General features: G+C 33.1%; 17 protein-coding genes. 16 read left to right on the forward strand and 1 reads right to left on the reverse strand.

Going from position 1 to position 18,923, the window contains the following annotated elements; genetic code table 11:
• The first annotated feature begins 59 nt into the window (after positions 1–59).
• From ACP7BT_RS00535 to ACP7BT_RS00570, 8 genes are all read left to right on the forward strand, one after another.
• A complete protein-coding gene (locus ACP7BT_RS00535; protein ID WP_002482989.1) occupies positions 60–1,697 on the forward strand; it encodes a putative polysaccharide biosynthesis protein in 1,638 nt (545 codons plus the stop codon).
• The gene (locus ACP7BT_RS00540) at positions 1,694–2,392 is read left to right on the forward strand and encodes a pseudouridine synthase (RefSeq protein WP_037538246.1); all 699 of its coding nucleotides are present in this window, start codon (positions 1,694–1,696) and stop codon (positions 2,390–2,392) included. Before ACP7BT_RS00535 ends, ACP7BT_RS00540 begins: the two co-directional genes overlap by 4 nt.
• Before the next feature lie 18 nt (positions 2,393–2,410).
• On the forward strand, positions 2,411–2,824 hold the full coding sequence (locus ACP7BT_RS00545) for a YtxH domain-containing protein (RefSeq protein WP_041080031.1): 414 nt from the start codon (positions 2,411–2,413) through the stop codon (positions 2,822–2,824).
• 219 nt (positions 2,825–3,043) lie between these two features.
• A complete protein-coding gene (gene pepV, locus ACP7BT_RS00550; RefSeq protein WP_002482992.1) occupies positions 3,044–4,453 on the forward strand; it encodes a dipeptidase PepV in 1,410 nt (469 codons plus the stop codon).
• Between the two features lie 2 nt (positions 4,454–4,455).
• Positions 4,456–5,301, forward strand: coding sequence for a D-amino-acid transaminase (gene dat / locus ACP7BT_RS00555; RefSeq protein WP_002482993.1), 846 nt, complete (start codon positions 4,456–4,458; stop codon positions 5,299–5,301).
• Between the two features lie 464 nt (positions 5,302–5,765).
• On the forward strand, positions 5,766–6,557 hold the full coding sequence (locus ACP7BT_RS00560) for a phosphotransferase family protein (protein WP_041080027.1): 792 nt from the start codon (positions 5,766–5,768) through the stop codon (positions 6,555–6,557).
• 12 nt (positions 6,558–6,569) lie between these two features.
• Positions 6,570–7,205 (forward strand): tRNA (guanosine(46)-N7)-methyltransferase TrmB, encoded by a 636-nt coding sequence (gene trmB / locus ACP7BT_RS00565; protein ID WP_037538252.1) that lies wholly within the window; start codon positions 6,570–6,572, stop codon positions 7,203–7,205.
• 199 nt (positions 7,206–7,404) lie between these two features.
• On the forward strand, positions 7,405–8,232 hold the full coding sequence (locus tag ACP7BT_RS00570; protein WP_002482996.1) for a YtnP family quorum-quenching lactonase: 828 nt from the start codon (positions 7,405–7,407) through the stop codon (positions 8,230–8,232).
• Positions 8,233–8,320: 88 nt separating this feature from the next.
• Here ACP7BT_RS00570 and ACP7BT_RS00575 read toward each other — a convergent pair whose 3' ends face one another.
• A complete protein-coding gene (locus ACP7BT_RS00575) occupies positions 8,321–8,638 on the reverse strand; it encodes a hypothetical protein (RefSeq protein ID WP_011302866.1) in 318 nt (105 codons plus the stop codon).
• Between the two features lie 82 nt (positions 8,639–8,720).
• Here ACP7BT_RS00575 and ACP7BT_RS00580 point away from each other — a divergent pair, with 82 nt between their 5' ends.
• The 8 genes from ACP7BT_RS00580 (at position 8,721) to ACP7BT_RS00615 (ending at position 18,823) form a co-directional block, all read left to right on the forward strand.
• Entirely contained in the window at positions 8,721–9,797 is a 1,077-nt protein-coding gene (locus tag ACP7BT_RS00580) for a M42 family metallopeptidase (RefSeq protein WP_037538255.1), read from the forward strand.
• Between the two features lie 17 nt (positions 9,798–9,814).
• Positions 9,815–10,123 (forward strand): thioredoxin family protein, encoded by a 309-nt coding sequence (locus ACP7BT_RS00585; protein ID WP_041080025.1) that lies wholly within the window; start codon positions 9,815–9,817, stop codon positions 10,121–10,123.
• Positions 10,124–10,253: 130 nt separating this feature from the next.
• Positions 10,254–11,117 carry a DUF1444 domain-containing protein gene (locus ACP7BT_RS00590; RefSeq protein ID WP_041080024.1) on the forward strand — a complete coding sequence of 288 codons (864 nt, stop codon included), beginning with the start codon at positions 10,254–10,256 and terminating at the stop codon, positions 11,115–11,117.
• A 14-nt stretch (positions 11,118–11,131) separates the two neighbouring features.
• A complete protein-coding gene (gene ytpR / locus ACP7BT_RS00595) occupies positions 11,132–11,731 on the forward strand; it encodes a YtpR family tRNA-binding protein (RefSeq protein WP_002483001.1) in 600 nt (199 codons plus the stop codon).
• Between the two features lie 17 nt (positions 11,732–11,748).
• Positions 11,749–15,501, forward strand: coding sequence for a DNA translocase FtsK (locus tag ACP7BT_RS00600; RefSeq protein WP_069822066.1), 3,753 nt, complete (start codon positions 11,749–11,751; stop codon positions 15,499–15,501).
• 23 nt (positions 15,502–15,524) lie between these two features.
• The gene (murC, locus tag ACP7BT_RS00605) at positions 15,525–16,838 is read left to right on the forward strand and encodes a UDP-N-acetylmuramate--L-alanine ligase (protein ID WP_002483003.1); all 1,314 of its coding nucleotides are present in this window, start codon (positions 15,525–15,527) and stop codon (positions 16,836–16,838) included.
• 70 nt (positions 16,839–16,908) lie between these two features.
• The gene (locus ACP7BT_RS00610) at positions 16,909–17,403 is read left to right on the forward strand and encodes a DUF948 domain-containing protein (RefSeq protein ID WP_002483004.1); all 495 of its coding nucleotides are present in this window, start codon (positions 16,909–16,911) and stop codon (positions 17,401–17,403) included.
• Positions 17,404–17,482: 79 nt separating this feature from the next.
• Positions 17,483–18,823, forward strand: a complete 1,341-nt coding sequence (locus ACP7BT_RS00615; RefSeq protein WP_041080021.1) for a YtxH domain-containing protein — start codon at positions 17,483–17,485, stop codon at positions 18,821–18,823.
• Positions 18,824–18,923 lie beyond the last annotated feature (100 nt).

Genomic DNA, 18,923 nt, shown 5'->3' on the forward strand with positions numbered 1-18,923 from the left:
CTATCACGTTATTATTAAGATTACGAGTGTAAAATTTAATTTGAGATAGGAAGATCAGAATGAGTGAAAGTAAAGAGTTAGTGAGAGGGACCTTTTTAATTACGCTAAGTATTTTAATTACTAAAGTATTAGGTGTAATTTACATTATTCCATTCTACGCCATAATTGGTGGAGAAGAAAATCTGGCGCCTTTCAACTACGCGTATACCCCATATAATATTGCCATTGCCATCGCAACAGCAGGTGTGCCATTGGCAGCATCAAAATATGTTTCGAAATACAATGCGTTAGGCGCATATAAAATTAGTGAAAAACTATATAAATCTAGTTTTATTGTTATGACCATAACAGGATTTATTGGATTTTTAGTATTATATTTATTAGCTCCAAGCATAGCTGGTATTACATTAGCCAATAAAGGTCATGTAGATGGTGGCTGGACTGTTGATGATATTACTTGGATTATAAGAATTATTAGTATCGTGGTCATTTTTATTCCATTATTAGCGACGTGGCGTGGTGTATTCCAAGGTTATAAATCTATGGGGCCAACTGCGGTATCAGAAGTCATAGAACAAATTGCACGTATTTTATTCATTTTAATAGGAAGCTATTTAGTGCTTAATGTGTTTAATGGTAGTGTACTTGTAGCGAATGGTGTTGCGACGTTTGCAGCGGCAATCGGTGCAATCGCAGCAATCATCGTCTTATGGTATTACTGGAGAAAAAGAAAGAGCAACATAGAACGCATGGTTGCAACGGATCATACAGGTATGGATGTCTCATATGGCAAGATGTATAAAGAGATTATTTCATATAGTATTCCTTTCGTTATTGTAAGTTTGAACTTCCCGCTGTTTAATTTAGTCGATCAGTTTACACATAACACTGCGTTGAATTTAGCAGGTGTACCAAGCAATTTGCATGATTACTTTTTCTCAATTCTGAATATGACAACTAACAAAATTGTGATGATTCCGACATCTTTATCAGCGGGTTTTGCTGTGAGTTTGATTCCATTCATTACAAAGACTTATGCATCAGGCCAGTTACATGAAATGCACAGACAAATACGCACATCTTTAGGTGTATTAATGTACATAACAGTGCCAGCCAGTTTAGGTATTATGGCATTGGCCTTACCTCTGTATACAGTTTTCTATAGTTATAATATTGACGGTAGCCATTTATTATTTTATTATGCACCCGTTGCAATATTAATCGCGTTATTAAGTGTGACAGCGTCAATGTTACAAGGTATAGATAAACAAAAATTAACAGTATTTGTCATTTTAGCAGCAGTAGTAATAAAAATTATTTTAAACACGCCGCTTATAGTTACTTTCCATACGGCAGGCGCAATTTTAAGTACGGCAATCGCGTTATTATTTGCAGTTTTATGTAATTTTTATATTCTTAAAAAGTATGCGAAATTTAACTTTTCTGAGACTTGGTTACACTTTGGAAAAATATTTATGTATGGATTTATTATGATGATTGGGGTTGAATTGACATTCTTCATATTACAAATGTTTATTTCTCCAGAACATAAAATAGGTTCTCTAATTATTCTTGTTATAAGTGTTGTGGTAGGTATGCTGATTTATGGTAGCATGACAATGAAAACAAGACTTGCTGATCAATTCTTAGGTGAAATTCCAAATAAAATCAGACGCAAATTAGGTATTATTAAATGAGATTAGATAAATTTTTATCAAATATGGGTGTTGGCACTCGAACAGAAGTAAAACAACGCTTAAAAAAGAAGCAAGTCACAATTGATGATAAGGTAGAAACGTCACCTAAGAAGCAAATCAATCCAGAACTAGAAATAGTGAAAGTCAATGACCAAAAGATAGACTTTGTTAACAAAGTCTATCTCATGCTTAATAAACCTAAGGACTATATATCAGCTACAACAGATGAACAGCACAAGACAGTGCTCGATTTAATAGAGGGCTATAGATACTTAGATTTGTTTCCAGTCGGCCGATTAGATAAAGATACAGAAGGACTTTTATTGATTACCAATGATGGACAATTTAATCACGAATTAATGAGTCCAGGTAAACATGTCGCTAAAACTTATGAAGTGATTTCTCAAAAAAACATTACAAAAAATGATATAAATGCATTTAAAGTGGGTATTGAATTAAATGAGGGATTGGCGAAACCTGCAAAATTAGTCCAAGGTGATGAATTAAACAAATCGTTTGTCACAATATATGAAGGACGTTACCATCAAGTGAAGCGAATGTTTCATGCTATAGATAATGAAGTCTTAGCTTTGAAACGTATTCGTATTGGCGACTTACAACTTGATTCAACATTAGCATCAGGAGAATATCGTCATTTAACTCAGCAAGATTTTAAACTATTAGGATTAAAATAAAGAAGAGGTGTAAATATTATGTCAAAATTATTTAAAGCAATCGTAGGCATAGGGGGAGCAGCTGTAGCAGTAGTGCTTTCCAAAAAAGAAAATAGAGATAAATTAAAAGATGAGTACAGTAAATACAAATCTAATCCAGAATCATACAAACAAAATGCAAAAGATATCGCTAGTCAAATCAGTTCAAAAGCTGGCGAAACATATAATGAAGTAAAACAGGATCCTAAAGGTTATGCTTCAAAAGTAAAACAAGATCCTAAAGGTTTCATTAATGAACAAAAAGATCGTTTCTCTAATGTGTCTGAACAAGAAGAAGAGCACGTTGAAGAAGCAAGATTTACAGATGAAGGTGCAGCCAATCCTTCAAACAATTTACGAGTTGTAACTGAAGAAGAGTTAAAAAATAATAGCAATAAACATGACGGTAAGTAATACGTTGTCATGATTTTATATCAAACCTAGTTCGCAATTGGAACTAGGTTTTTTATATTAATACAGTTTATATATATAGTAAAAGTAAGCGGTTTAACTGTTTTATTATAAAGCATAACAGTTGATTTTTTTGTTTTATGATTACATCTCACTGTAGTTTCTCTACGACTTCATGTAAAATATTAAATATATAAGTTATAAGAAGGAAGTTGATTGTATATGTGGAGAGACAAAGTAAAAGAATATGAGGATTTCATACTAGAAGATTTGAAAGGTTTACTTTCAATTGAAAGTGTAAGAGAAGACGATAAAGCTTCTGCTGAAAATCCAGTAGGACCTGGACCTAGACAAGCTTTAGATTACATGTATAAAATCGCAGAACGTGACGGCTTTGGCACACATGATGTTGATCATATCGCGGGACGTATTGAAGCGGGTAAAGGCGATGATGTATTTGGTATTTTATGCCATGTGGATGTTGTACCTGCAGGCGATGGATGGGATTCAGATCCGTTTAATCCAGTAGTAACTGATGATAAAATTATTGCTCGTGGTACGTTAGATGATAAAGGGCCGACCATTGCTGCTTATTATGCAGTTAAAATTTTAAATGAAATGAATGTAAACTGGAAGAAACGTATACATATTATTATTGGTACAGATGAAGAGTCTGATTGGAAATGTACTGAGCGTTATTTCCAATCAGAAGAAATGCCTGAATTAGGGTTCGCTCCAGATGCTGAATTTCCTGCTATTCATGGTGAAAAAGGAATAAGCACGTTTGATGTAATTCAAAATGAAAAAGCAGATGATCAAGATGAGCCTGAATATGAATTGCGTTCATTTGTATCAGGACAAAGATATAACATGGTGCCTGATGAAGCGATTGCCAATGTAGTTGTTAAAGAAAATATGACAGATGTTATCCAAAATTTTGAACAATACTTAAACGAGCATGACGTTGAAGGTGAAAGTGTTGTAGATAGCGGTGTCTTGGTGCTTAAAGTACAAGGTAAAGCGGTTCATGGGATGGATCCATCTATAGGCGTCAATGCAGGATTATATTTACTTAATTTCCTTGCAACATTAAATTTAGATAAAACTGCTGCAAATTTCGTAGCGTTTAGCGAACGATACTTGTTTGAGTCACATTTTGGAGAAAAAATGGGAATGAAATTCCACACAGATGTTATGGGCGACGTGACTACTAATGTTGGAATTATCACTTATGATAATCAAGATGGTGGCAAATTCGGCATTAATTTAAGATATCCAGAAGGTTTTGAATTTGAAGAATCGTTAACAAGATTCAAGGGAGAAATTCAATCACTAGGATTTTCAATTGAGTTAGGTAAAAATCAAACGCCACATTATGTAGAAAAAGACGACCCATTCGTACAAAGCTTAGTACAAGCCTACCGTAACCAAACTGGTGATGATACAGAACCGTATACGATTGGTGGCGGTACTTATGCACGAAATTTAGATAAAGGTGTTGCATTTGGTGCGATGTTTAGTGATTCTGAAGATTTAATGCATCAAAAAAATGAATATATAACTAAAAAACAATTATTCAATGCGACAAGTATCTATTTAGAATCATTATATAAATTGTGTGTGGAGGAATAAATATGACAAAAGTATTAATAAATGAAAAACTCGTTGATGAACAAGATGCAAATGTGCCTTATAATGATAGAGGTTATGTATTTGGCGACGGTATTTATGAATATATTAGAGTATATGATAATAGTGTATTTACTGCTAAGGAACATTTTGAAAGACTTTTACGTAGTGCAAAAGAAATTGGTCTTGAATTAAAATATAGCGTTGAGGAACTTACGGAATTAATACAGGAGTTATTATCAACAAATGGTGTGATTAATGGTGGTGTCTACATTCAAGTTACACGTGGTGCCGCACCGCGTGATCATGCCTTTCCAACACCTTCTGTTGAAACCAATATTATGGCTTTCACTAAATCATATGATCGTCCTTACAAATCATTAGAAGAAGGTATTAATGCGATCACTACTGAAGATATTCGTTGGTTAAGATGCGATATTAAGAGTTTAAACTTGTTGGGTAATGTATTAGCTAAAGAATATGCAGTTAAATATAATGCTCAAGAAGCAATACAACATCGTGGTGATATTGTCACAGAAGGTTCTTCTAGTAATGTGTATGCAATCAAAGATGGTGAAATCTATACACATCCTGTAAATAATTATATTTTAAATGGTATTACGCGTATGGTAATTAAATCTGTTGCTGAAGATAAAGGGATACCTTTTAATGAAGAAACGTTTACATTAGACTTTTTGAAAAGTGCGGATGAAATCATTGTATCAAGTACTTCAATTGAGGTTATGCCAGTTGTTAAATTAAACGGTGAAAATGTCGGTGATGGTCAAGTTGGCTCGATAACAAAATCATTGCAAGAAGGATTTAACAGATACATTGATACACATAGTTAATATTTTCAATAAATAGATAGAAAATATAACAAAAATTCATATTAAATTATGTTATAATGCTAACTGAGCCGTTTGAAAGAAACTAATAGAAATAAGAAAGTAAAAAGTGACTTTTTGTTTCTCATTATTGGTTGAAATTCATACCCAAACATTATAAAATCTTTTATGAGTCTTGAAATTGAACGAGAAAAATTTCTTGAAAAAAGATAGAGAAATATTAAAAAATATGCTTTGTTTGGGTTTCTTTTATGGTATGCTATAAAAGTTACTATAATTTGAAAATCAGTTATTTATAATTTTAAAAATTAACTTGAGCCACATGGGACATTATGCTAGTCATAACACTTGAGACAGCATAAATTATGGTTGAAGTTTAAAAAAATTTGCTATAGAAAATGATTATATATGGCTCTCGAAAAATGTTTTTCAGGAGCCATTTTCTAATTGAAAGTGAGGTGAACGTGTTGGAGCAGTTTTATCAATTGGGATGGACGCTTGACTCAGCAGGCGGTGCATCGGGTGAGGCGTACATGGCCGAACAGGATGGACAAAAATTATTCTTAAAAAGAAATTCAAATCCATTTATAGCTGCATTATCAGCTGAAGGTATTGTGCCTAAACTTGTATGGACGAAACGCATTGAAACTGGCGAAGTTGTAACAGCACAACATTGGAAAAATGGTAGAGAACTTACTTTCAATGAAATGCATGAACAACGTGTAGCGAATTTATTGAAAAAAATTCATAGTTCGAAGACATTATTAAACATGCTAAAACGTATGGAAATGGAACCTATCACGCCAGATATTTTATTAAATAAAATAAATGCTTCGTTATCAAGAGATGTACTGACACATCACGTGGTTAGAAAAGCTTTAACGTATTTGGAAGATCACATGCCTAACTTAGATCCTCGTTTCTTTACAGTTGTTCATGGTGATGTTAACCATAATAATTGGTTGTTATCAGATCATGATGAGCTATATCTCGTTGATTGGGAAGGTGCAATGATTGCTGATCCCGCAATTGATTTAGGTATGCTGCTGTACAATTACGTTCCAGAAAATAAATGGCCAGAGTGGTTAAACTTGTATGGTACAAAAGATTCAATGGATTTACAAAAACGTATGAAGTGGTATACCGTTGTACAATCTATCGGTATGGTTCAATGGTATGAAGAACAAAAACGTTACAAAGATATGAATATGTGGCTAACTTTTTTAAATCAAGTGATGAATAATAATGCTTTTATATAAGGAGTTATCAAAATGAGAATGCGCTATAAGCCTTGGGCAGAGGACTACTTAAAAAAAGAACCGAATATAGTTGATATCGATGGTAGTCATGCAGGGCGAATCAGTGAATGGTTTGATAATGATCAACCGATTTATATTGAAGTAGGATCAGGTATGGGTCAATTCATAACTACGCTTGCAGCAAAACATCCCGAAATAAACTTTATCTCTATGGAAAGAGAGAAAAGTGTTATGATAAAAGTCTTAGATAAAGTTATTGAACAAGGCTTAACAAATATCAAGTTAATTTGTAATGATGCAATTGAACTTAATGATTATTTCAAAGATGGAGAAGTATCAAGATTATACCTTAATTTCTCAGATCCATGGCCTAAAAAAAGACATACTAAACGTCGTTTGACATATCAAACATACCTAGCATTGTATAAACAAGTTTTAAAAGATGATGGTGAAATCCATTTTAAAACAGACAATCGTGGTCTGTTTGCATATAGTTTAGAAAGTATGTCTCAATTTGGTATGTATTTTACAAAAATCAACCTGAATTTGCATGAAGAAGATGATGAAGAGAATATTGAGACTGAATACGAAAGAAAATTTTCTGATAAAGGTTCAAGAATTTATCGTATGGAAGCTAAGTTTCATTAAATATAATTACGCACTCAATTGATAGGACATAGGTTCTATCAATTTTTTTATGTCCAAATTAAGATTTTTATAATTTAATGTAAATAGAGTTGTGCTAATTTAAATGTATTTATGTCCATTATTTTACCTAGAACATTGTTTGTATTACTATTAATGTTCAGTAGTTATTGTGTTTATATTTTACGAGGAGGATAAGTAGATGAAATTAGGGGATTTTCGTATACATTATTTAAATGGTGGTATCACTCACATTGATGGTGGCGCAATGTTTGGCGTGGTGCCTAAGGCGTTATGGACTAAAAAATATGAAGTGAATGATAAGAATCAAATTCCATTACCAACGCATCCAATATTAATACAATCGAACGATTATAATATTATCATTGATACAGGTATAGGTTCAGGAAAATTAACAGATAAAGAACGTAGAAATTTTGGAGCTCATTATGAAAGCCAAATTAGTGAAGACTTAAAGGCTTTAGATTTAACGACTGCAGATATTGATTATGTATTAATGACACATTTACATTTCGATCATGCTGCTGGATTAACAGATAATGAGGGTAATTCAATTTTTAATAAAGCAATCCATGTGATTCAACAAGATGAATGGCATGAATTTCAAAGCCCTAATATACGCAGTAAATCAACATATTGGCCAAAGAATAATGGAGATTTTAAAAAACGATTACTATTGTTTGAAAATGAAATCGAAATAGTGCCAGGTATTAAAATGATTCATACGGGCGGTCATAGTTTTGGTCATGCAATCATTACAATTGAAAGTCAGAATGAAAAAGCGGTGCATATGGGTGATATTTTTCCAACAACTGCACATAGAAATCCATTATGGGTCACAGCTTATGATGATTACCCTATGCAATCAATTAGAGAAAAAGAACGTTTAGTACCGTATTATATTCATCAAAATTATTGGTTTTTATATTATCATGATGTAAATTATTTTGCGGTGAAATTTGATAAGCAAAATATAACTGAATTTGATACATTTATTTCTAGGAATTAAAAAGGTTAAAGCTAAGCGGCACATGAATAAGAAGATATTCTGAGTTAGAATATGTTTGTCATCGTGTCGCTATGGCTTTAACCTTCTATCATTTGCATTCAATGATATCTAATATTTCACCTGTTTTGGCATCAGCATAAAAGTCATAATATGTAAGTGTGTTATGGTTTCGTGTCGTAATGCCACCTTGAAAAGCAATGATTTTTGAATCGGATTTTGTATACGTCATCGGCACTTTTAATATATATGATCCTATAACATTCATAAAATAAGTTTTTACTTCTTTAGTGATTTTTTCAGGATCTCGATATTGGATATGTTTTCGACGTTTATAAAAATAAATTGATCCTGCAATTGTAGTTAGGAAAAATAATAAGAGGATGAACCAATTTTTTTTATTTAACATAACATAATCTACCCCCAATAAAGTCATATTTATAGTTTACCATAATGAAGATGATATAATAAATATTAAGGAGTGAGAGACGTTGAACATAGATAAAAGTAAAACATTGAATAGAATGAAAACATTAACAGAATTACATGGTGTAGCAGGTTTTGAAGAAAATGTAAAATCATATTTGAAAGCAGAAATGGAACCATTTGTGGATGAATTTGTTTATAATCGTATGGGCGGATTTTACGGTGTTAAACGTTCGAAATCAAGTAATCCAAAACGAATCATGGTTGCTGCACATATGGATGAAATTGGTTTCATGGTCACAAATATCACGTCAAATGGTATGCTACAATTTACTAATTTAGGTGGCGTTGCAAACGATATATGGCAAGGCCAAAGGCTAAAAGTTAGAACGCGAAATAATGATGAGATTACAGGTATTGTAGCTAATATTCCGAAACATTTTAGAACTGGAAATGAAGGAGCACCTAAAATAGAAGATTTATTATTGGATATTGGTGCAGAAAATGCTGAAGATGTATCGGCACGTGGTATTGCTATTGGTGATACGATTGCACCTGATACGCCTTTTACACAGTTATCAGAGCATCGATTTGCCAGTAAAGCCTGGGATAACCGTTATGGTTGTTTAATTGGTATTGAGCTACTGGAATTATTAAAAAATACTGAATTGGACTTTGATTTATATGTCGGTGCAAATGTGCAAGAAGAAGTAGGATTAAGAGGAGCAAGTGCAGCGGCAGAGTTAATCGATCCTGATGTAGCATTTGTTGTAGATTGTTCGCCTGCGAATGATATGAAAGGTAAGCAAAATTTATCAGGGGAATTAGCTGGAGGTACATTAATCAGAATTAAAGATGGTACAATGTTACTTCGACCAACCTTTAGAGATTATTTGCTTGATTTAGCGAAGCAGTATGATATTAAACATCAATACTATATTTCTCCAGGTGGTACGGATGGTGGAGAAATACACAAGGCAAAATTAGGTATCCCAACCGCTGTGATAGGTGTGTGCGCACGATATATTCATAGTACAAACGCAGTGTTTGATATTAGAGATTATGAAGCTGCCAGAAGCCTGTTAGAACAATCAGTTAGACATTTAAATGAAGACCAAATAAAAATATTACAATATAAATAATAATTAGGAGTGGTATTATGCAACAATTAGAAAGTGAGCAGCAATTTGAAAATCTGAAAAATGAACAAACAGTGTTTTTATTTACAGCAGATTGGTGCCCAGATTGTAAAGTTATAGAACCAGATTTACCTCAATTAGAAGCAAAATATACTAATTATAAATTTATTTCAGTTGATAGAGACAAATTTATTGATATATGCATTAATTATGACATTATGGGTATACCTAGTTTTCTAGTATTCCGTGACGGGAATCAAATTGGCAGTTATATTGGAAAAGAACGAAAATCCAAAGAACAAATAGACCAATTTTTAGCGTCTTTGTAGGTGGCATTAATTTAGGATTAAATTAAAGTTAAATTATAAAAATATATACCCTTAGAGCGCACATTTTTTCTGTTCCTAAGGGTATATTTATTGTAAACTATAGTAAGGCACGTAAATAGGAGTGTTAATAATGAATGTCTTTCAAATGAGAGATAAATTAAAAGATAGATTGAATCATCTTGATGTGAAATTTAGTTTTAATCGAGAAGATGAAACACTACGTATCTCAAGAATAGATAATGGTAAAGGCGTTACCGTTAAAATTAATCCAATAGTAGCTAAATATAAATCTCAAAAAGAAAAAATAGTCGATGAAATTGTGTATTATGTTGAAGAAGCAGTCGAGCAAATGAAAGGGGAGGCATTGGAAAATACGGATTATATCCAAATTATGCCGGTTTTAAGATCTCCTAGCTTTGATAAAAAAGACAAAAATGGTAATTCATTTGTAATCGATGCACATACAGCAGAAACAAACATTTATTATGCAGTTGATTTAGGTAAGTCATATCGTCTAATTGATGAAGCGATGTTAGAAGAATTAAAGCTAACAAAGCAACAATTAAAAGAAATGGCGCTATTTAATGTGCGCAAATTAGAAAATAAGTATACAACTGACGAAGTTAAAGGTAATATTTTTTACTTTGTGAATTCAAATGATGGTTATGATGCAAGTAGAATTTTAAATACGTCATTTTTAAATGAAATACAAGCACAATGTGAAGGTGAAATGTTAGTAGCGGTACCTCATCAAGATGTGCTTATCATTGCAGATATCCGCAATAAGACGGGTTACGATGTGATGGCGCATTTAACTATGGAGTTTTTCACTAAAGGATTAGTGCCAATAACATCATTATCTTTAGGTTATGATAAAGGGCATTTTGAACCAATCTTTATTTTAGGTAAAAATAATAAACAAAAAAGAGATCCTAATGTGATTCAAAGATTGGAAGCTACACGAAAACAATATGAAAATAAAGATAAGAAATAAGGAGTAATGAAGTTATGAATTTATTTTATAATAAAGAAGCTGTTGGCGATGTTGCATTTTTACAAATTAATCCTACAGAAGGTGAATATAACTACGTCACTCAAGGGGATGTAGTTGAAATACAGAATGACGGAGAAGTCGTTGGTTACAATATCTTTAATGCATCAAACAAAGCAACACTAACAGGTAATGGACATATTAAGTTGACTGAAACATTAGTTCAAGCGTTTCAAAAAGCAATTGAAGCTGCTGGATTTACTTATAAATTAGACGCAGACTTTACTCCTAAATTTGTAGTGGGCTATGTTGAAACAAAAGACAAGCATCCAGATGCAGATAAATTAAGTGTTCTAAGTGTTGATGTTGCAACTGAAAAACTACAAATTGTTTGCGGGGCACCGAATGTTGAAGCTGGACAAAAAGTGGTGGTAGCAAAAGTTGGTGCAGTTATGCCAAGTGGTATGGTTATTAAAGATGCAGAACTTAGAGGCGTTGCATCAAGTGGTATGATTTGTTCGATGAAAGAGTTAGGATTACCAAATGCACCACAAGAAAAAGGTATTATGGTTCTAAGTGATGATTACACTGTAGGGCAATCATTTTTTGAAGTATAAAAAGGAGGTAATGTAGTATGAGCTGGTTCGACAAGTTATTTGGAGAAGATAATGAATCAACAGATAATTATCTTAATAAAAGAAGCCAACGACGTCAAAAAGCTACACAACAAGAAGAACATGATTCATTACTTCCTCAAAATAATGATGTTTATGAAAGACCCAAAGGGAAATTCAGGTTTCCTATGCGTGTTTTAGAAGAGGCAAATGACAGTTTGAAGACAGATGATGAGTTGAATTCTGATATTGCGTCTACATCTCATAAAACTTCCCATGATGTACATAATGATGTGAGTCATGGGAATGCACATCATCAACAAAGAAGACGTAGACATATGTATGATAAAACACCAACTCAAAATATAAACTCGAGTGATTCAGTTGGGCAACAATCGCAACAACAAGATCATTACCAAACTGAAAATGAGACTAGAACACATAAAGGCAAAAGAATGAGGATTCAAACGGATGTTTTACGAGCAAATGCTTCGTCAAAACACAAACCAACGACGTCAAATTTTCATCATAGCGATTTTAAAGCGAGTGAAGTGCCTTCAGCGATTTTTGGTACTAAAAAACCCCGTCCTTTAGAAAATGGTGTCATTAAACGTCAAGATGATTCAGAAGAAGGTACGCAAGCGGAAAATGAGACGAATCATCGTAATTATAATGATGAATCATCTCAACAGAAACACCAAACAGTAAAAGATTCAGATAGTAATTCAACAGATATTCAAAATGAAGCACATATGTATCATGAAAATTCAAATGATACTGCATATGATCTATCTGATAACAAAGAGCGCCGTGACGCACAACATGTTGAGGAAAATGGTGAAGAAGTTGAGCTGAATCAACCAGTAACAAGTCAAAATAAAAAAGATAATACGATTAAAATAGAAAACATCTATGCTTCTCAGATTGTTGAAGAAATTAGACGAGAGAGAGAACGTAAAGTATTACAGAAGCGTCAATTTAAAAAGGCACTTCAACAAAAACGTCATGATAATCAAGACAAACAAGAAGATAGTATACAAAAAGCAATTGACGAAATGTATGCAAAACAAGCGCGGAATTACATAGGTGAAAGCTCGTTAGATGAAGATGGTAACGCAATGAATATGTCCAAATCGAAAACGTCAACATCACGTCAAAGTGCAGAAAATCAGCAACAAACAGAATCGACGAATAGTGAAGATATTGAAGAAGATTCAAATACACCATTTAATTATGAAGAAGTTGATTTAGATCATGTACGCGATGTTCATACGATTAATAATGAACAGGTTAATGTAAATACTAAAAATGACAGTTCCGCAATTGAAGCAAATCAAAATCAAGTTGAACAGGTCACACCTAACAGTGATTTCGAAAATCAAAACGATGAGAACAACACTGCAATAGAGTCTAGTCAAAGTGATATGTCAGAAAATGAGCGCACATACATCTTAGAGAAATCATTTGAGCGTTATTTAGATGAGAATGACGTGGATGATGCGCAGTATAGAGAATTATCTGAAACAGACCCTAAATCCAAAGAATCATTAGCTTTTGATTCATTAGATTCACAAAGTGAAAATGAGCAATTGTCAGAGTCATTATCACAACCAGACCATGGTTTTGAAAATTCAGAGTCCGATATTATCGATAATCATGTAACTTCAAATGATGCAGCACCATCAGAGGCATCACAGCTAGAATCTGATGAAAGTATGAATGAAAATGAATCGCTTAACGTCCAAAATGAAATATTAGATGAAAGGTCTGAATTGGAGCAATCTGATAGTACTGATAATAATAATGGAAATCATATTAAGCAACCCGACGAAACTAAAACGTATAAAAAGGCTACATCTATCAAGAAAGGTAGTAAACCTTTCAATGTCGTGATGACACCATCAGATAAAAAGCGTATGTTAGATGCACAAAAAGAAAAAAATAAGTCAAACATACAATTAAATAATGTAGATAATTTTAAACATAATACGTCATCCGATATTAGCGACAAACAATCACAGTCGAATAATGATCAATTAGCAAATGAACCTGCTTCAGAGTCATTGACTGTAACTGATGACAACCAAAACGAAACGAATTTATCACATGACTTGATTGATGAACAGAGTGACTTTAAACCGGAAACGGATGCTTCTTCTTATAGTGATGATTATAATCGAAATGACTCAACTCAGTCTAATGTACAACAAGAGTCAGTTGAAAGTGCTGAGTCAGATATGACAAATGTGCCTTCTGAACAAAATGAAAATCATAAGCAAAATGTACAAGAACCAGTTCTCAAACCTGAAACTTCTGGTAACCAATTAGGTGGATTAAAAACACCAACTGAGGATGATAATAAGGCTACTATTAGAAGAGGACCCAATATTAAACTTCCAAGTATTGAGTTATTAGAAGCGCCAAAACAACATGAAATTGACAATGCTTGGATTGAAGATAAAAAACAGGAATTGAATGAAGCTTTTTATTATTTCAATGTGCCTGCAGAAGTTCAAAATGTTACTGAAGGCCCTAGTGTGACACGATTTGAATTATCAGTCGAAAAAGGTGTGAAAGTATCTAGAATAACAGCTTTACAAGACGATATAAAAATGGCGCTTGCAGCTAAGGATATTCGTATTGAAGCACCCATTCCAGGTACGAGTCTAGTTGGTATAGAGGTACCAAATCAAAATGCAACAACTGTAAATTTACGTTCAATTTTAGAAGAACCAGCGTTTAAAAATGCAGAATCCAAATTAACTGTAGCTATGGGACTTAGAATTAATAATGAACCTTTATTAATGGATATTTCTAAAACACCGCATGCTTTAATAGCTGGTGCAACAGGCTCAGGTAAATCCGTATGTATTAATAGTATATTAATGTCGTTATTATATAAAAATCATCCTGAGGAATTAAGATTGTTACTTATTGATCCGAAAATGGTTGAATTAGCACCTTATAATGACTTACCACATTTAGTTGCACCTGTGATAACAGATGTAAAAGCAGCAACGCAAAGTTTAAAATGGGCTGTTGAAGAAATGGAAAGACGTTATAAAGTTTTTGCTAAATATCATGTTAGAAATATTACGGCGTTTAATAAGAAAGCAACTTATGAGGATAGAATGCCAAAAATTGTTATAGTAATAGATGAATTAGCAGATTTAATGATGATGGCACCACAAGAAGTGGAACAATCTATTGCGCGCATTGCACAAAAAGCACGTGCATGTGGTATTCATATGCTAGTTGCAACGCAAAGACCTTCTGTTAATGTCATCACTGGATTAATCAAAGCAAATATACCTACTAGAATTGCATTTATGGTATCATCTAGCGTAGACTCTCGCACTATCTTAGATAGTGGTGGTGCAGAACGTTTATTAGGTTATGGTGACATGCTTTACCTAGGAAGCGGTATGAATAAACCTATCCGTGTTCAAGGTACATTTGTCTCTGATGAAGAAATTGATGATGTTGTAGATTTCATAAAACAACAACGAGATCCGGAATACTTATTTGAAGAAAAAGAATTATTGAAAAAAACAGAAAGTCAACCACAAGATGATTTATTCGATGATGTGTGTCGATTTATGCTAAATGAAGGACATATTTCAACTTCATTAGTACAGCGTCATTTCCAAATCGGATATAATCGTGCTGCAAGAATTATTGATCAACTAGAACAACTTGGCTATGTGTCGGGCGCAAATGGATCTAAACCAAGAGATGTATACATTACAGAATCAGATTTGAATGAGAATTAATATAGAGATAAAGGAGTGTTACAATGACACATTATCATTTTGTCGGTATAAAAGGTGCCGGTATGAGTTCATTAGCACAAATAATGCATGATCTTGGAAACGAAGTACAAGGTTCAGATATTAAAAATTATGTTTTTACAGAAGTGGCATTAAAAAACAATGGTATTAAAATACTGCCATTTGATGCGAATAGTATTCAATCAGATATGGTAGTCGTACAAGGAAACGCATTCCCGGATACGCATGAAGAAGTTGTGAAAGCACATGAATTAAAACTTGAAGTTATTCGCTACCATGACTTCTTAGGTCATATTATTAACCAATATACGTCAGTCGCCGTAACTGGTGCACATGGTAAAACTTCGACAACTGGTTTATTATCACACGTAATGAATGGTGATAAGAAAACATCTTTCTTAATTGGCGATGGAACTGGACTTGGCATACCAGCAAGTGATTACTTTGCGTTTGAAGCATGTGAATATCGTAGACACTTTTTAAGCTATCATCCAGACTATGCCATTATGACCAATATAGATTTTGATCATCCAGATTATTTCAAAGACGTTGATGATGTATTTAATGCTTTCCAAGAAATGGCGCATAACGTTAAAAAAGCGATTATTGCTTGGGGTGATGATACACACTTGCGTAAAATTGAAGCAGACGTACCTGTTTATTATTATGGATTCTCAAATAAAGATGACGTTTATGCAGATAATTTAGAGATAAGTGAAAAAGGTACAAAATTTGATGTATATATTAAAGGTGAATATTTTGATACTTTCCTTTCACCACAATTTGGCGATCATAATATATTAAATGCCTTATCGGTTATTACGATTAGTTACTTAGAAAGTTTAAATATCGATAATATTAAAGAAGCATTAGAGACTTTTGGTGGCGTGAAACGTAGATTCAATGAAACAAAAGTAGGAAATCAAGTATTAGTAGATGATTATGCACACCATCCTAGAGAAATTAGTGCTACAATTGAGACAGCGAGAAAAAAATATCCTAACAAAGATGTTATCGCAGTGTTTCAACCTCATACATTTAGTAGAACACAAGCATTCTTGGGTGAATTTGCAGAATGTTTAAGTTTAGCCGATAAAACATTTTTATGTGAAATTTTTGGTTCGATAAGAGAAAATAGCGGTAACTTAACGATTCAAGATTTAGTTCAAAGAATTGATGGTGCAACATTGATTGATGAGGAAAGTGTAAATGCGCTTGAACAATATAGTGATGCTGTTATTTTATTTATGGGTGCAGGAGATATTCAAAAAATTCAACGTGCATACATGGAAAAAATAGGTGTTACTTCTCCATTTTAATATGTTTATGTTAAAATGATGGGGGTATTTATATTAAATAACAACATATGATTAATAGGAGGCGTTTTAAATGGAATGGATTTTACCTATAGCTGGAATTATTGCAGCGGTTGCATTTCTAATATTAGTAATTGGTATCGTTGTGGTATTACTTTCAGTTAAGAAAAATTTAGATCACGTAGCAAAAACACTTGATGGTGTCGAAGGACAGGTTCAAGGTATTACGCGTGAATCTACAGATTTACTTCATAAAGCGAACCGCTTAACTGAAGATATTCAAGACAAATCAGATCGTTTAAATTCAGTAGTTGATGCTGTTAAAGGTATCGGTGATTCTGTACAAACTTTAAATGGTTCTGTTGATAGAGTGACAAACTCAATTACGCACAATATTTCTCAAAATGAAGATAAAATTTCTCAAGTAGTACAATGGTCAAATGTAGCAATGGAAGTTGCTGATAAATGGCAAAATAGAAGAAATCGTAGAGATAGTGCAAATTACAAAACGAGCAGTGTAGCAAATGACACGAATCATAGCTATACTACACGTGTAGATAACAAATAATTCATATATTAAAAAACAAATGCACTTAAATGAGGTTTGAAACTTATTTAAGTGCATTTGTTATAGGGGGCATTGGACAATGAAGTATTATAACCGTGATAATTATGAAAGAAATTTAGAAAGTTACGAAGTGCCAGAATATTTTACAAAAGGTGCCAGAAATGAATTTGTATATGGATTTATTGTAGGTGCTGTTATAGGTTCCGCTGTTGGTTTAGTATCCATTAGTAAGTCGAGAGCAACGAATAAATCTATTCCAGAACAAGACAATCAATTTAAATCTAGCATTATTGAGCAGTCCGAATTAGAACGTCAAGAAGCTGACGATAAAGTAAATGAAATTAAATCAACTATTGACGACGCGCAAAATAAAAATACAGAAGTAACCGATGCAGAATTATCTGCGCAACGTGTAGCGATTCAACAAGAAACTTCTGATAATAATTTAGCTAATATGTCACCGGATGCCCAAGAACAACAGGAAGTGACAACTAGTGAAGATGCAAATCAATCAGATGACAGTTTAGCACATATAGATCCAAATGCAGAACCAAGTGAAAGTGAAATTAATGCACAACAAAATGCAATTAAAGAAGAAACAGAAACAAGTGATGCGAATATAGATGGTGAAAACTCAAATAGCAATGCAGTTACTGCAGGTACAGCAGCTGGTGGTGCAGTTGCAGCGAGTGGATTAGCTAAAGCAGCACATGATAAAAATGAAGCGTTAAATGAAGATAATCAAGTTGCAGAAAACACATCTAATCTTTTAAAAGAAGAAGAAGCGCCTGCTAACACTAACACAAATAATAAAACGCCGAATTTGGTTACTCAAAGCGATGAAACAGATGATAGTAAGCAAGGGGCAATTGCAGGTGTGGTAACTGCGTCAGGTTTAGCATTAGCGGCTAAAAATAAAAATAAAGCATTAGATGACAATCCTTCTGTTGCAGAAAACACAGCTAATTTACTTAAGCCAGAAGCTCCAGCACAGACAAAACATAAAGTTGTACCTAATTTGGTTACGCCAAAGGTTGAAAGTGCTGTTGAATCTACAACAGATAAAGTAGAACAAGGCGATAAAAAAAATGATACAAAAGTTAAACCAGAAGCTGCAGACCAGAGAGTAAAACAAACACACGATCAAGTTGCATTTAAAGATGGTATCATCGTTCATGAAAATGCTTCTGGTCAAACGCAATCAGCAACAACTCCTACAAATTTAGATTCAAAAAATGATGGTATCATTAATCATGATGATTCAGAATCTGCAGATAACCTATCATCTACAAAAGACGCAAGTACTTTGACAAATGAAAGTACTACTGAATCTGAAGCAACATATTCAAAAAACAGACCACAAACGAAGAAAACAGAAAAAGCAAAAAGTAAGATTGATAAAAGAACATTTAATGATTAAAAATATTTAATAAAAAGAATCGGACGCTTTGTTCGATTCTTTTTTTATGTAGTATTATTTGATACATATCTATTTGCTTAATAGAACATCATGTAAAGCG

Source organism: Staphylococcus sp. Y174-1, from assembly GCF_049897865.1.
Taxonomy (GTDB): domain Bacteria; phylum Bacillota; class Bacilli; order Staphylococcales; family Staphylococcaceae; genus Staphylococcus; species Staphylococcus saprophyticus.

What these genes read in the sequence shown, in the direction of transcription:
- ACP7BT_RS00535 (WP_002482989.1), top strand. Translation starts at nt 60, where the DNA reads ATGAGTGAAAGTAAAGAGTTAGTGAGAGGGACCTTTTTAATTACGCTA.
- ACP7BT_RS00540 (WP_037538246.1), top strand. Translation starts at nt 1,694, where the DNA reads ATGAGATTAGATAAATTTTTATCAAATATGGGTGTTGGCACTCGAACA.
- ACP7BT_RS00545 (WP_041080031.1), top strand. Translation starts at nt 2,411, where the DNA reads ATGTCAAAATTATTTAAAGCAATCGTAGGCATAGGGGGAGCAGCTGTA.
- pepV (WP_002482992.1), top strand. Translation starts at nt 3,044, where the DNA reads ATGTGGAGAGACAAAGTAAAAGAATATGAGGATTTCATACTAGAAGAT.
- dat (WP_002482993.1), top strand. Translation starts at nt 4,456, where the DNA reads ATGACAAAAGTATTAATAAATGAAAAACTCGTTGATGAACAAGATGCA.
- trmB (WP_037538252.1), top strand. Translation starts at nt 6,570, where the DNA reads ATGAGAATGCGCTATAAGCCTTGGGCAGAGGACTACTTAAAAAAAGAA.
- ACP7BT_RS00570 (WP_002482996.1), top strand. Translation starts at nt 7,405, where the DNA reads ATGAAATTAGGGGATTTTCGTATACATTATTTAAATGGTGGTATCACT.
- ACP7BT_RS00575 (WP_011302866.1), bottom strand. Translation starts at nt 8,638, where the DNA reads ATGTTAAATAAAAAAAATTGGTTCATCCTCTTATTATTTTTCCTAACT.
- ACP7BT_RS00585 (WP_041080025.1), top strand. Translation starts at nt 9,815, where the DNA reads ATGCAACAATTAGAAAGTGAGCAGCAATTTGAAAATCTGAAAAATGAA.
- ACP7BT_RS00590 (WP_041080024.1), top strand. Translation starts at nt 10,254, where the DNA reads ATGAATGTCTTTCAAATGAGAGATAAATTAAAAGATAGATTGAATCAT.
- ytpR (WP_002483001.1), top strand. Translation starts at nt 11,132, where the DNA reads ATGAATTTATTTTATAATAAAGAAGCTGTTGGCGATGTTGCATTTTTA.
- ACP7BT_RS00600 (WP_069822066.1), top strand. Translation starts at nt 11,749, where the DNA reads ATGAGCTGGTTCGACAAGTTATTTGGAGAAGATAATGAATCAACAGAT.
- murC (WP_002483003.1), top strand. Translation starts at nt 15,525, where the DNA reads ATGACACATTATCATTTTGTCGGTATAAAAGGTGCCGGTATGAGTTCA.
- ACP7BT_RS00610 (WP_002483004.1), top strand. Translation starts at nt 16,909, where the DNA reads ATGGAATGGATTTTACCTATAGCTGGAATTATTGCAGCGGTTGCATTT.
- ACP7BT_RS00615 (WP_041080021.1), top strand. Translation starts at nt 17,483, where the DNA reads ATGAAGTATTATAACCGTGATAATTATGAAAGAAATTTAGAAAGTTAC.